Source organism: Faecalibacterium sp. OF03-6AC (assembly GCF_003478175.1).
GTDB classification, from domain to species: Bacteria; Bacillota; Clostridia; order Oscillospirales; family Ruminococcaceae; genus Faecalibacterium; species Faecalibacterium taiwanense.
In genome coordinates, this window is record NZ_QUEN01000006.1 from 1 (window position 1) to 12,753 (window position 12,753).

A 12,753-nucleotide genomic window follows, 5' to 3' on the forward strand; every position below is an offset into this window, starting at 1 on the left:
ACTTCCACACCGTTCTGGCGCACCACGATGCGGCAGTCACGTTGCCGTCCACGGTGGGGGTGATGTGGATGCCCATGTAGGTGTTGCTGGGCACCGGGTACACCGGCATGGGCAGCAGCTTGCCCATGCGCTTGTGCAGGATGATGTAGTTGCTGCGGGAGCCGATGACACGGTAGCCGGTCAGGCCCAGCAGGTCGGAGATCTGCTTTGCGCCCAGACCAGCGGCGTTGACCACCCAGCGGGTGCAGAAATCGCCGTGGGCAGTATGCAGGTAGTACAGCTCATTTTCCCGGGTGATAGCCTCTACCTTATTGAAATATATTTCATCGTTTTAAATACATCTTGCAGTCGGGATTGTCAAGCCGTTTCGGCAAAAAACGTGCACAAAAAGAAGCTCTGTCCTTTGGAAAAAACGACAGAGCTTCTGGAAATTCGGGGATATTCACTTAAAATACTGGGGGAAGGACTCCCGGATGGTGGCAAGGTTTTCGGTATACCGCTGCATGTGCCGGGCGGCAACGGTCCGCGCAGCGGCAGCATCCTTTGCTTCGATGGCCTTCAGCAGACTGGTGTGGTCGTCCAGAATGGCCTCTGCCGGACGGCAGCGGAAGCTGAGCACCGTGGTGCGGTCAAAATGAGGTGCCAGATTTTCCACCAGATCGTACCAGTACGGGCAGCCGCACTGCACATAAAGCAGCCGGTGGAATCCCTTGTCCAGCGCAAAGATCTTTTCCTCCTGCGCTCGCTGAATGTACATCTGCCACAGCGCCACATTCTCCCACAGGTGGTCCAGCTGCTGATTGTTCAGCATCTGGCAGGCCATCTCGGACAGATCGATCTCCAGCACCGCCCGGAGGTGCCGCACCTCCTCTACCAGCTCCGCGTCGATGAGGGAGACATAGGTGCCGATCTTCGGACGGATCTCGATGAGCCGCCGCTGCACCAGCTCCAACTCTGCCTCCCGGAAGGGCATCCGGCTGACTCCCAACTGCTGGCACAATTCCGGCTCGTTGAGTTTTTCTCCGGGTTCCAGACAGGTGTTGACAATGTTGTCCACCAGAACGCGTAGCACATAGTTCTTGGCAGATTCACCGTTTCTGCGCTCAGAAGTCCGTACAATTGTTCACCGCTCCTTTCTTTGATCGCTTTTTGCATTATACGCGATTTCAGGGCAGGTTGTCAAATCCGAAAATCGGGGCATCGGCTCTGTATCCGTCAGCGCAGAGCCCCCTATTATAATGGAAGCGCGCCACACCCGTTCTGCCATGGAAGAAGTGCAATTGTGAATGAAACGCGTTTCTTTTCAAAGAACGCTGAGAGACTTTCCTTAAAACAAATCCGCCAAAAATAAAGGCAAAAATCAGTCAAAACGACCATAAAAACTAAGAATTGATAAAAAGAATAAAAAATACTTGACAAAAAAGGAGCAAAGCCGTATTATGAAATCGCAATGAAAGCGGATACACAATGTTTCCATTGAACTCCGCAGGCCATGCCGATGGCCGAAACGAACCGTGTCTCAGGTGGAGCTTTCCACACGAATACAAGAGGACAAAAAACAAGGAGGCTATTGAAATGAAAAAGATCTCTCGTCGCCGTTTCCTGCAGATCACCGGCATCTCGGCAGCTGCAGTCGGACTGAATGCCTGCGGCGGAAGCTCCGGCAGCACTGCCGGCACTGCAGCTTCCGGCAGTGCAAGTGCAGCCCCTGCAGCGGACGGAAAGAAGTACACTCTGCGTGCTTCTTCCAATCAGGCAGCCACAAGCACCATCGGCATGGCGCTGGCAAAGTTTGTGGAGCTTGTCAACGAAAAGAGTGCCGGTCGGATCAAAGCAACGGCAAACTACGGTTCTGAGCTGGGCAGTCAGGCTGAGCAGGTGGCAATGGCCATTGCAGGCGATCTGGAGCTGGTCCTGTCCACTCCCGGCACCGGCCCGGGTGCATACGACGGTCTGGAGCAGATGCAGATGTTCGAGTTCCCCTTCCTGTTTGAGGATAACGATCAGTACCGCCGTGTGCTGAAGGGTGCCGAGGATCAGGTGAACGAGTTGGCAAACACCATCGGCCTGAGCGGCATGGGCGGCATGTCTATGGGCTCCCGCGATATGCTGACCACCGTGCCCGTAAAGACGCTGGCCGATATGAAAGATCTGGTCATGCGCGGTCCCAACGCCATCTACAACGGAATGTTCGAGTGTCTGGGCGCTGCTGGCATCACCATGGACTGGAACGATATTTATACTTCCCTTTCGCAGAATGTCTGTCAGGGCTGCGAAGGCTCTCCCGTGATGTTGAATGCGTCCAAGCTGCAGGATAATGCAAAGTATCTGGCCATCACCAATCATATCATTGCCTGCGTTTACTTCTTCTTCAACACCGACTGGCTGGAATCTCTGCCGGAAGATGTGCGCACCCTCGTCACCGATTGCGTGAAGGAAGCCGTGGATTATCAGGAGTCCATTGATGACGATGCCCAGAAGGACGCACTGGAGCAGATGAAGAAGGATGGCGTGGAGGTCACCGAGCCTGCCGATATTCAGGCATGGAAGGATGCTTGTGCACCGATGCTGGACGAGTATCGCGCAAAGGGCGATGCCTGGGCCAAGTTCACTGACCTGCTGCTCTCCATTAAGTAAAAAGCCGGCATCGGCTATCCCTGTATTTTGAATGGAGTTGTCCGGGCTGTATCTTTCTGGAACCAGAAATTTTCAGCCCGGACTTTTTTGGTGATACACAAAATCATTGCGGCAGGAGGTGTCTGCTTTGAATGCACTGAGAAAAATTGATAAGATCCTGAATAGGGTCCGGTCGGTCGTACTGGTCGCACTGCTGGTTTCCATGATGGGCATGTGCACAATGAATGTCGTTCTGCGCTACCTGATCAAAGGTGTGTCGTTTCTTCGTCCGTTTTCATGGGTAAACGAGATGATGCAAATGCTGGCGATCTGGGTAGTATTTCTGGCGGCGGGGCTTGGCGTACGGCAGGATGCGCATGTCAGTCTGGAGAGCTTTACAGAGAAATATCTGCCCGCCAAAGCATCCCGGATCCTGCACAAGGCCGCACAGGTGATCGTCATTGCTACGTTGGTTCTGCTGATCGTGATCGGCATTCAGCAAACGATCAAAATGCGCACAAGTTTCCTGCAGAACCTGCCCATCTCCAATGCATGGTTCTATGCAGCGATCCCGGTGGGATGTGCGTATCTTCTTTACGAATATATTCTGATCCTGGTGTTCGGCAAAAACCCGTTTGCTTCCTCGCCCGGTGAGGACGACAATGTGACCGGCGCGTTTTGAGAAGGAGGGAGGACACAGATGCTTACCGTATTTTTGATTTTTATTGTTCTGCTTGCCTTTATCTTTCTGGGATTTCCCATTTTTATGTCGCTGCTGATCACCGGCATCCTGTTCCTTACGTTAGGCGGCAACTCGCTGGGACTTACCGTCATCAAGATGTTCGGCAGCGCCAACAGCCTTTCGCTGCTGGCCATCCCATACTTTGTCATCGCGGGCAACATCATTATGAAGGCTCGCATCACCGACAAGCTGGTCAACTTTGCAGATGCAGCCGTTGGCTGGCTGCCCGGCGGTCTTGGTCATGTGAACGTGCTTACCTCCATGATCTTTGGCGGCATTCAGGGCAGCGGCTGCGCCGATGCTGCAGCCATTGGCGGCATGCTGATCCCTGCCATGGAAAAGCAGGGATACGACAAAGATTATTCTGTGGCAGTCACCGCAGGCTCCTCCATGCTGTCGCCCATCATTCCGCCCAGCATCGCCATGATCCTGTATTCTTATTATACAGAGGTGCCCGTGGGACGTCTGTTCATGGGTGCACTGGTGCCCGGCATTCTTTTGGGACTCCTGCAGATGGGTGTTGTGTATCTGGAATACCGGCTGCGCAAATATGACATTCCCCGCACCCGCTTCTCTCTCCGGAATCTGCTGACGACCGCATGGCATTCTCTGGGAGCACTGATGATGCCCCTGATCATTCTCAGCGGCATCTGCTTCGGCATCGTTACGCCCACCGAGTCCGGTGTTCTGGCCATCCTGTACGGTCTGCTGTATGGCTTCTGCATCAGCAAGACTCTGAAGTGGAGCGACATTCCCGGCATCCTGATCGATTCTGCCGTGACGACCTCTGTGGTGTACATGACCATTGTGGGTGCCGGTGTGCTTTCCAATGTGCTGGTGCGCCTGCACTTCCAGACCGAGGTGCAGAATTTTGCGGTCAACACACTGGGCAGCCCGGTGCTGGCAGTGCTGTTCCTCATCGTGACATTTGTGATCCTTGGCATGTTCCTGGATCCCACTGTCATCATTGCCATGTTTGCAGCCACCGTGCTTGCCATTGGCAACTCGCTGGGCTTTGATCCCATTCAGTTCGGCGTTCCCATGGTCATCGTCATGCAGCTGGGCGCGATCACCCCGCCGGTTGGCACCTTCCTGTTCATCTCCTGCGGCGTGGCAAAACTTCCGGTAGAAAAAGCGGCCAAGCCTCTGCTGCCCTACATCGCGACCGTCGTGATCGTCGTTGCGCTGGCATTCGTATTCCCGCCGCTGGTCACCTGGCTGCCGGGTCTCATCTACGGCTGATAAAGAAAAGGGGGTATCCTTATGCAGGAAAAAAAAGATGGAGCAATGTATGCACCCAAGGGCAGGTCAAAGCCGGTATGCGCCCCGGGTGACTTCCCCGTAGGAGTCATCGGGCTGGACCATGGTCACATCTACGGCATGTGCAACGGTCTGACCGAGGCGGGTGCCGAGATCACGCTGGTGTACGACTCCGACCCTGCAAAGGTGGCGCAATTCCAACAGGCGTTCCCCTCGGCGAAGGCTGCGGCGAGCAAGGATGAGGTGTACGCCTCCAATGTGAAGATGATCGCTTCGGCATCCATCCCGCTGGATCGCGGGCCGCTGGGCGTGGAGGCTATGCGCCACGGCAAGGATTTTTTTGTGGACAAGCCGCCGCTGATCACGCTCGAGCATCTGGAGCAGGTGCGTCAGACGGTGCGCGAGACCGGGCAGAAGTTTTTCTGCTATTTCAGCGAGCGTCTGCATGTGGAAGGTTCGGTGTATGCACAGCAGTTGCTGGAACAGGGCAAGATCGGCAAGGTCGTGCAGGTAATGGGCTGGGGCCCCCACCGCATGGGCCCTGAGAGCAGTCGTCCGGACTGGTTTTTTGAGAAAGATGTTTACGGCGGCATCCTCACGGACATCGGTTGTCACCAGATCGAGCAGATCATATTCTTTTCCGGAGCCAAAGATGCCCGCATCGTGCACAGCCGCGCAGGCAACTACAATCATCCGGGCCGCCCCGGACTCGAGGACTTTGGCGACTGCATGATCGAATGCGACAACGGTGTGACCGGTTACTTCCGGGTGGACTGGTTCACCCCGAAGGGGCTGGGTGCATGGGGTGATGGTCGCACCATCATCGAGGGCACGGACGGCTACATTGAGATCCGAAAGTATATTGATATCGCCAACAACGCAGAAGGCGATCAGGTGTATTATGTTGACCACGAAGGCGAGCATCACTGCTGCGCCAGCGGCAAGTGCGGTTTTCCCTTTTTTGGCGGCATGATCCGTGACTGTCTGGATCACACCGAGCTGGTGATGAAGCAGGATTACATCTTCCGTGTGATCGAGCTTGCGATCCAGGCAGAACGCGAAGCGGAAAAAGTTGGCTTTAAGAGGTGAAATTGATGGAACAGAAAAAAATCCGAATCGCCATTATTGGTGCAGGCGCGATCGCAGATGTACATATCAAGGCCTATCTGCAGTATCCGGATCTGTGCGAGGTGTGCGCGGTGTGCGACCTTTTCCCGGAAAAAGCCGAACAGCTCATTCAGGCAAACGGGCTGACCGCCGCAAAAGCCTATAAGGACTGCCGGGAAGCCATTGCTTCCGGCGGCATCGACGCAGTGTCCATCTGCCTGCCGCCGCAGATGCACGCGGAAATCGCCGTGGAAGCTCTGCGCAGCGGCTGCCATGTCATCTGTGAGAAGCCCATGGCCTGCTCACTGGAAGAGTGCGATGCCATGATCGCCGCAGCCAGAGAAAGCGGAAAGCTCCTAAGCGTGGTGGTGCAGAATCGCTGCAAGACCCCCAACCAGAAGGTGAAAAAGATCCTGGACGAGGGGCTCATCGGCAAGGTGCTGTTTGCCACTGTGGATTCGCTGTGGTGGCGCGGACAGAGCTACTACGACCTGTGGTGGCGAGGCACATGGGATAAGGAGTCCTCCGGCGCGATGGCGAGCCACGGTGTGCACCATATCGACCTGATGCAGTGGATGCTTGGAATGCCGGAAAGCGTGTACGCGGTCATCCGCAATGTAGGGCACGACAACTCCGAATGCGAGGATCTGGGCATTGCCATCCTGAACTATCCGGACAAGCTGGTGCGGCTTACCACCTCCATCGTGAACCATGACGAAGCGCAGCAGATACAGTTCAATGGCGAAAAGGCCAGCATTGCAGTGCCGTGGAACGTGTCGTCCAACGCCTCCATGGTCAACGGCTTCCCCGAGGAAAATCGGGAAGAAGAGGAAAAGCTGCAAAAATATTACGATGATCTGCCCGATCTCGAGCGTGAAGGCCACCCTGCCCAGCTGCTCAACTTCCTGCGGGCGATCCGTGGGGAAGAAGCTCTGTTTGTAGACGGTGCCGAAGGCCGCAAGACCATTGAGCTGATCACTGCCATCTACAAATCCGCCAACACGGGCACCACCGTCACGCTGCCCCTTACCGGTGACGATGTGTACTACCAGCGGGGCGGCTTTGCCAAGGTGATGCCTCACTTCCACGAAAAACACCGCAGCGTTGAAAATTTTGTAGGTGCAAAGCCTATCACGCTGGGGCGTGACGTGGGCAAGTGATGCGGCAGTGATCTGTCGGCTGAACCGGTCATTGTTCCCAGACACCCCTTGCGTGGAAGCTCCTGCGCAAGGGGTGTTTTTCGGATGCAGCGGCGGCGCGGGACCATCTTTGCACACCCGGCAGTTCCGGACGCAAAAATGGTTCACGGCAGCTTGACATTGCTGCCGTGAATATGGTATTTTTGTACCAACAAATCCAAGTAAAGGAACCTGCGTACAGATGAACATTTACGACGTTTCCAGAGAGGCAAATGTATCTGCTGCCACGGTATCCAGAGTGATCAACGGAAGCAGCAAGGTCAGCCCCGCTACCCGCAAAAAAGTGCTGGATGTGATCCATAAAAGCGGATATATCCCAAACGCCTTCGCACAGGGGCTCAGCCATGATACCATGCGTACTGTGGGCATCCTGTGCGTGGACCCCTCCGACCCGAATGCCTGCGGCAATTTTTCCATGGGGATCGGTTATGTACAGCGGGAGCTGCGCGGCTTTGATTATGATACCGTCATCTATTGCGTGGGCTACGATATGGAGGATAAGGCAAGCTGCCTGCAGACCATGTGCGACCGCCGCGTGGATGCCATTGTGGTGCTGGGTTCTTTCTTTGTGGAAGGCGACCCGGAAAAGAATGCCTGTATCATCAAGGCTGCTCAGCAGGTACCGGTTTTTCTGGTCAATGGCTACATTGATGCGCCCAACGTATACTCCTTCCGCTGCGGTGACCGCAAGGGCGCGTTTCAGGCGGTGAACCAGATGGCAAAGAGCGGTGCCAAAGACATCCTGTTTCTGCACCACAACATGACCGGCAGTGTGCGCAGCAAGCTGGAGGGCTATCAGGAGGCTCTGCACCAGAACGGGCTTACCGTGCGGCAGGAGTACATCTGCTCCTGTTCGCTGGATATTCAGGAAAGTGCTGCCGAGGTCGAGCGACTGGCCGAAGCAGGGCTGAAGTTCGACGGTGTAATTGCCACCGAGGACAGCATTGCGGTGGGTGTACTCAAGTATGCCCAGCGGCACGGCATTGCAGTGCCGGACGATCTGTGTGTGATCGGTTTTGGCAACACGAACCTTACGGAAAGTTGCACCCCAGAGCTGAGTTCCGTGGACAACAGTGTGGAGGCAGCCTGTGTGGCCGCAGTTTCCATGCTGATCCACAAACTCAAAAATCACCGTATTCCCTCGGAGCTCACTGTCTCCTCGGCGGTGGTGTACCGCAAAACCACCCGGTAAGAAGATGCCCTTCCTATCATCGTTGGCATGGCTTTGCAGCCAATCAGCCACTGTATCCACTGTAATTTTGGCAGGCCCGTCCGGCGGACAGCCATAAGCACCGGCAGAGACAGCCGGAGAAGCAATGCGGTGGATGCGGTGGCTTTTTGCCAGTTTCGGCGAATCGCGGCAGCAGCATGTCAACTGCCCGGCATCCTCCGGGGCACCGGATCCCAACGTTTTGGACGGAGTCCTGCACATCCATGCCAAACCCGAAAATGATGCCGATACCGGCAAACGCCGGGTTGCACCCCCGCAGGCGGTCGCGCACCGCCCAAAAAAGCTTGAAAGCACGGTTCAGAACTTGAAAAACTGCTGTTTTTCGGGGGGGGATCGTGCGTTTATTTTTTTCTTTGGTTTGTGCTGCCCTACCTGGCCGGAGCAGGCCCTGCGAGCCAACATCCACTGCCAGATCTCGCTGGCACTCAACCGCATCTACACCGAGTGGTACCCCAGCAAAGGCTACACCTTCAACATTACCAACTCCACCAGCTACGACCAGTATTACGTTCACGGACGCACGGTGTTCGATGTGATGGTGCGCATCACCGACGACATCTTCAACACCTATATCCGCAAGACCGGCACCGTAAACCCCTACTACTCTGAATACTGCGACGGTAAATCGGTCACCTGCCCGGGTCTCAAGCAGTGGGGCACCGTGACGCTGGCCAATCAGGGCCGTAACGCCTTGCAGATCCTGAAGTATTACTACGGCAACGACATCGAGATCATCCGCACCTCGAACATCCAGTCCATCCCCCAGAGCTACCCCGGTTCGCCCATCCGGCAGGGCGACAGCGGCACAGCGGTGTTCACCCTGCAGCGCCAGCTGAACCGCATCACCAAGGACTATCCCTTCCTCGGCCTGCTGACTGTGGACGGCGTGTTCGGGGCCAGGATGGCCGCCACGGTCAGGGCGTTCCAGAAGCAGTTCAACCTGACCGCCGACGGTGCAGTTGGACGGCAGACATGGTACAAGATCAGCTATATCTATGTGTCGGTCAAGGATCTTGCGGAGCTGACCAGCGAGGGCGAGGTATCCAGCGGCACTCTCTCGGACGGCACATGGGGCGGCACCGTGCTGCGCACCGGCTCTACCGGCAGCGCCGTGGAACAGCTGCAGTTCTGGCTGAATACGCTGGCACAGTATGAGTCTTCCATCCCATCGTTAACAGTGGACGGCGTTTACGGCACTGGAACGGCCAACACGGTGCGGGCCTTCCAGCGCAAATACGGCCTGACCGTAGACGGCGTGGTGGGCCGTGACACATGGACCGAGCTGTACGACCAGTTCCGCAGCATCCAGTCCGACAACGGCACCCCTAATGCCTACCCCGGCACCGCTCTGAGGGAGGGTGCAAGCGGACAGAATGTGCGGCTGGTGCAGTTCTGGCTCAAGATCGCGCGCACGGTGTACTCGAAGTTGAACAACATCACGGTAGACGGCAAGTTCGGCAGTGCCACCACAGCGGCAGTCAAGCGGTTCCAGACCTACTTTGGCCTGACCAGCGACGGTGTAGTGGGCCGCACGACATGGAACAAGCTATACGAGGTGTACAACGACATCGCCAACAAGCTGCTGTCGTCCAGCCTGCGCCCCGGCGAGTACCCGGGCGTGCTGCGCAAAGGCTCTTCCGGCACAGCGGTGCGGGAGCTGCAGTTCTACCTCTACCTCATGAGCGCCTACGAGAGCAGCATCCCGGCCATTGGCATCGACGGACAGTTCGGTGCTTCCACCGAAGCTGCCGTGCGGGCCTACCAGCGCTTTGCGGGGCTGACTGTAGATGGCATCGTAGGACGTACCACATGGAACAGCCTGTACGACAATGCATCCACTCTGCGGGCATCCGGGCCGGTGGTCACCCTGAAACGCCTGCCCTACCCCGGCACCCCGCTCGCAGTGGGGTCTTCCGGCAGTGCAGTGCTCTACTACAGCCTGCTTTTGCAGCGCATTGCCTACTACTTTACCAGTGTGGAGAACCCGCCCCTCTCCGACCAGTACACCGACGAGACTGCCGCCGCCACCCGCAGCGCACAGGAGCTGCTGGGCCTGCCCGAGACCGGCATTGCGGATGCCGACACATGGACAGCTGTGGAAGCGCTGAGCCTGCAGCTCGCCGCCGAAATGCCCAACCCCGACCGCAGCATCGGGCATGGCCCGGTCTACCCGGGCCGGGCCATCGGCGCGGGCAGCGTGGGGCCGGACGTGGCGCAGGTGGAGACATGGCTGAACGGGCGTTCCTGCCTGTACTGCACCGAGGGCTATGTGACCGAGAACCGCCGCTTCGGCCCGGAAGAGACTGCCGCCGTCCGGCTGGCACAGCAGCGGGCCGGGCTGCTGGTGACCGGCACCGTGGACCGTGGAACATGGGCCGCGCTGCAGGCCCAGAGCTGCCCACACTGCAGCAAGGAGGAATGAGCGATGGCACGACTTCTGATCTATGATGCCTACGAGAACAAGGTATACACCTATGCAAACCTGAACGAGAACGACCCCATGCCCTACAGCACCGGCACCACCCTGCGGGTGCGGGAATTCCGGGGTAAATCTGCCAGCCCCACCCTGTGGACCACCATTGCAGCCATGGAAGCATGGAACCTGACCCGCCGCAAGTACGGCAAGGGCATCCCGGTGGGGTATGCCTTCCGCCGCATCTGGGAGGGCGGGCACGGCACCCGCAGCCAGCACTACGCAGGCGTATCCTTCGACGTGGGCCAGAGCCTGACCCAGACTGCTCGCACGGCCATCTACAACGCAGCCCGGGGCACCGGTGCATGGGGCTATGTGGAGCCGCTGAGCCAGACCCCCACATGGGTGCACATGGACCGCCGCTACGGCACGCCTGCCTGCAGCGGCACCACAGCAGGCTACCCCACCCTGCGGCGCGGCAGCCGCGGCTGCTATGTGATGATCCTGCAGGACGCGCTTTCCACGCTGGGCTACCAGACCGGGAGCCGCATCGACGGCATCTTTGGTGCCCGGACGGAGGAAGCGCTGAAAGGCTTCCAGCGGCGCACGAGCCTGCGTGTGGACGGTGTGTGCGGCTGCAACAGCTGGAAAAAGATCAGCACCGCCGTCATCGGCGTGGGACGGACAAAAACGACGATCGATTAGCAGAAACTCCCCCAGTCACCTTCGGTGCCAGCCCCCTCGGAGATGGGGCCTTTGGCAAAACCGCAAGCTTTTCCTCTTCGCCAGAGGCTCCCTCATTGAGGGAGCTGGCAAACCCAAAGGATTTGACTGAAGGAGTTTCCCCGTGAAACATCCTTCGCTTCCCATCACCGAAAGTTGAAACTTTCTCCCCCATCTGCCCTTTTCGTTGCGCAGTCAGGCAAAACGTGCTAAAATAGCTCTATTATTAAAATGGTTCATGTTGAAAGCAAGAGGATTTGAGGGGTATTGTATCATGGAATTTTCCAAACGACTGGACTTGTTCGGCGACGAGATCTTCGCCGCACTGAACGAACGCAAGGTAGCTCTGGAAGCTCAGGGCCGTACCATTTATAATCTGAGCGTCGGCACGCCGGACTTTGCGCCTGCCGAGCACATCCGCAAGGCCATGATGGACGCAGCCGCCGACCCGCAGAATTGGAAGTACAGCCTGCGCGACCTACCTGAGCTGCTGGATGCTGTGTGCGGCTACTACAAGCGCCGCTTTCATGTGGAGATCACCCCGGATCAGGTGGCCAGCTGTGCGGGCAGTCAGGAGGGCGTGGGCCACATCGGCATGGTGCTGTGCGACGAGGGCGACACCGTGCTGCTGCCCACTCCCTGCTACCCGGTGTTCATCGCGGGCAGTCTGCTGGGCGGCGCAAAGCCGTGGTATTACCCGCTGACCAAGGAGCACGGCTTCCTGCCTTATGTGAAGGACATCCCGGAGGATGTGGCCCGCAAGGCAAAGTATATGATCGTCTCCCTGCCCGCAAACCCGGTGGGCAGCGTCGGCTCCCCGGAGCTGTACGCCGAGCTGGTGGCCTTTGCCAAAAAGTATGACATTCTCATCATCCACGACAACGCCTACAGCGACATCATCTTTGATGGTGCCGTGGGCAACAGCTTCTTCAATACGCCGGGTGCCATGGATGTGGGCGTGGAGTTCTTCAGCCTGTCCAAAAGCTTCAACGTCACCGGTGCCCGCATCAGCTTTCTTGTGGGCCGGAGGGACGTGGTAGCCGCCTTCAAGAAACTGCGCGGCCAGATCGATTTTGGCATGTTCCTGCCGGTGCAGAAAGCGGCCATCGCCGCCCTGACCGGCCCGCTGGACATGGTAAAAACGCAGTGCGGCCTGTACCAGCAGCGCCGCGACGCTCTGTGCGGCGGCCTGCGTTCCATTGGCTGGAATGTGCCGGACAGTCACGGCAGCATGTTCGTGTGGGCACCCATCCCGGCAAAGTACGCAAAGAGCATGGACTTCTGTCTTGACCTTGTGGAAAAGAGCGGTGTGCTGTGCACGCCGGGTTCCAGCTTTGGCCCGCTGGGCGAAGGCTACGTGCGCTTTGCCCTCACCCTGCCGCCGGAGCGCATTGCCGAGGCGGTGCAGTCCATCAAAGCAAGCGGTATCCTGAACTAAAAAAACGGGAACGTCCATGCGGCG

General features: G+C 57.5%; 11 protein-coding genes and 1 pseudogene. 9 read left to right on the forward strand and 3 right to left on the reverse strand.

The window, feature by feature from the left end:
* Together DXA66_RS08020 and DXA66_RS08025 are read right to left on the reverse strand one after the other, a co-directional pair.
* Positions 1-322 (reverse strand): FAD-dependent oxidoreductase (locus DXA66_RS08020; protein ID WP_347562867.1); only part of this gene is annotated, 322 nt, incomplete at its 3' end.
* A 120-nt stretch (positions 323-442) separates the two neighbouring features.
* Positions 443-1,072 carry a GntR family transcriptional regulator gene (locus DXA66_RS08025; RefSeq protein WP_243089061.1) on the reverse strand — a complete coding sequence of 210 codons (630 nt, stop codon included), beginning with the start codon at positions 1,070-1,072 and terminating at the stop codon, positions 443-445.
* 503 nt (positions 1,073-1,575) lie between these two features.
* Here DXA66_RS08025 and DXA66_RS08030 point away from each other — a divergent pair.
* The 6 genes from DXA66_RS08030 to DXA66_RS08055 all read left to right on the forward strand — a co-directional run bounded on the left by DXA66_RS08030 (position 1,576) and on the right by DXA66_RS08055 (position 8,116).
* Entirely contained in the window at positions 1,576-2,637 is a 1,062-nt protein-coding gene (locus tag DXA66_RS08030; RefSeq protein WP_158576352.1) for a TRAP transporter substrate-binding protein, read from the forward strand.
* A gap of 127 nt (positions 2,638-2,764) precedes the next feature.
* The gene (locus DXA66_RS08035; RefSeq protein WP_097778200.1) at positions 2,765-3,298 is read left to right on the forward strand and encodes a TRAP transporter small permease; all 534 of its coding nucleotides are present in this window, start codon (positions 2,765-2,767) and stop codon (positions 3,296-3,298) included.
* Between the two features lie 18 nt (positions 3,299-3,316).
* Positions 3,317-4,600 carry a TRAP transporter large permease gene (locus DXA66_RS08040; protein ID WP_097778201.1) on the forward strand — a complete coding sequence of 428 codons (1,284 nt, stop codon included), beginning with the start codon at positions 3,317-3,319 and terminating at the stop codon, positions 4,598-4,600.
* Between the two features lie 21 nt (positions 4,601-4,621).
* Entirely contained in the window at positions 4,622-5,707 is a 1,086-nt protein-coding gene (locus DXA66_RS08045; protein ID WP_118528086.1) for a Gfo/Idh/MocA family protein, read from the forward strand.
* A 5-nt stretch (positions 5,708-5,712) separates the two neighbouring features.
* Positions 5,713-6,885, forward strand: a complete 1,173-nt coding sequence (locus DXA66_RS08050) for a Gfo/Idh/MocA family protein (RefSeq protein WP_097778203.1) — start codon at positions 5,713-5,715, stop codon at positions 6,883-6,885.
* 220 nt (positions 6,886-7,105) lie between these two features.
* Positions 7,106-8,116: a LacI family DNA-binding transcriptional regulator gene (locus tag DXA66_RS08055; RefSeq protein ID WP_097778204.1), complete on the forward strand. Its 1,011-nt coding sequence runs from the start codon at positions 7,106-7,108 to the stop codon at positions 8,114-8,116.
* A gap of 123 nt (positions 8,117-8,239) precedes the next feature.
* Here DXA66_RS08055 and DXA66_RS14760 read toward each other — a convergent pair.
* A pseudogene (locus DXA66_RS14760) lies at positions 8,240-8,356 on the reverse strand (hypothetical protein); the annotation flags it as partial.
* A gap of 157 nt (positions 8,357-8,513) precedes the next feature.
* On the opposite strand from DXA66_RS14760, the gene DXA66_RS08060 reads away from it, so the two are divergent.
* The 3 genes from DXA66_RS08060 (at position 8,514) to DXA66_RS08070 (ending at position 12,729) form a co-directional block, all read left to right on the forward strand.
* Entirely contained in the window at positions 8,514-10,577 is a 2,064-nt protein-coding gene (locus tag DXA66_RS08060; protein WP_371682335.1) for a peptidoglycan-binding protein, read from the forward strand.
* A gap of 3 nt (positions 10,578-10,580) precedes the next feature.
* On the forward strand, positions 10,581-11,273 hold the full coding sequence (locus DXA66_RS08065) for a peptidoglycan-binding protein (RefSeq protein ID WP_118528088.1): 693 nt from the start codon (positions 10,581-10,583) through the stop codon (positions 11,271-11,273).
* Between the two features lie 292 nt (positions 11,274-11,565).
* Complete coding sequence (locus DXA66_RS08070; protein ID WP_044953423.1) at positions 11,566-12,729, forward strand: pyridoxal phosphate-dependent aminotransferase; 1,164 nt, start codon at positions 11,566-11,568, stop codon at positions 12,727-12,729.
* Positions 12,730-12,753: the final 24 nt, after the last annotated feature.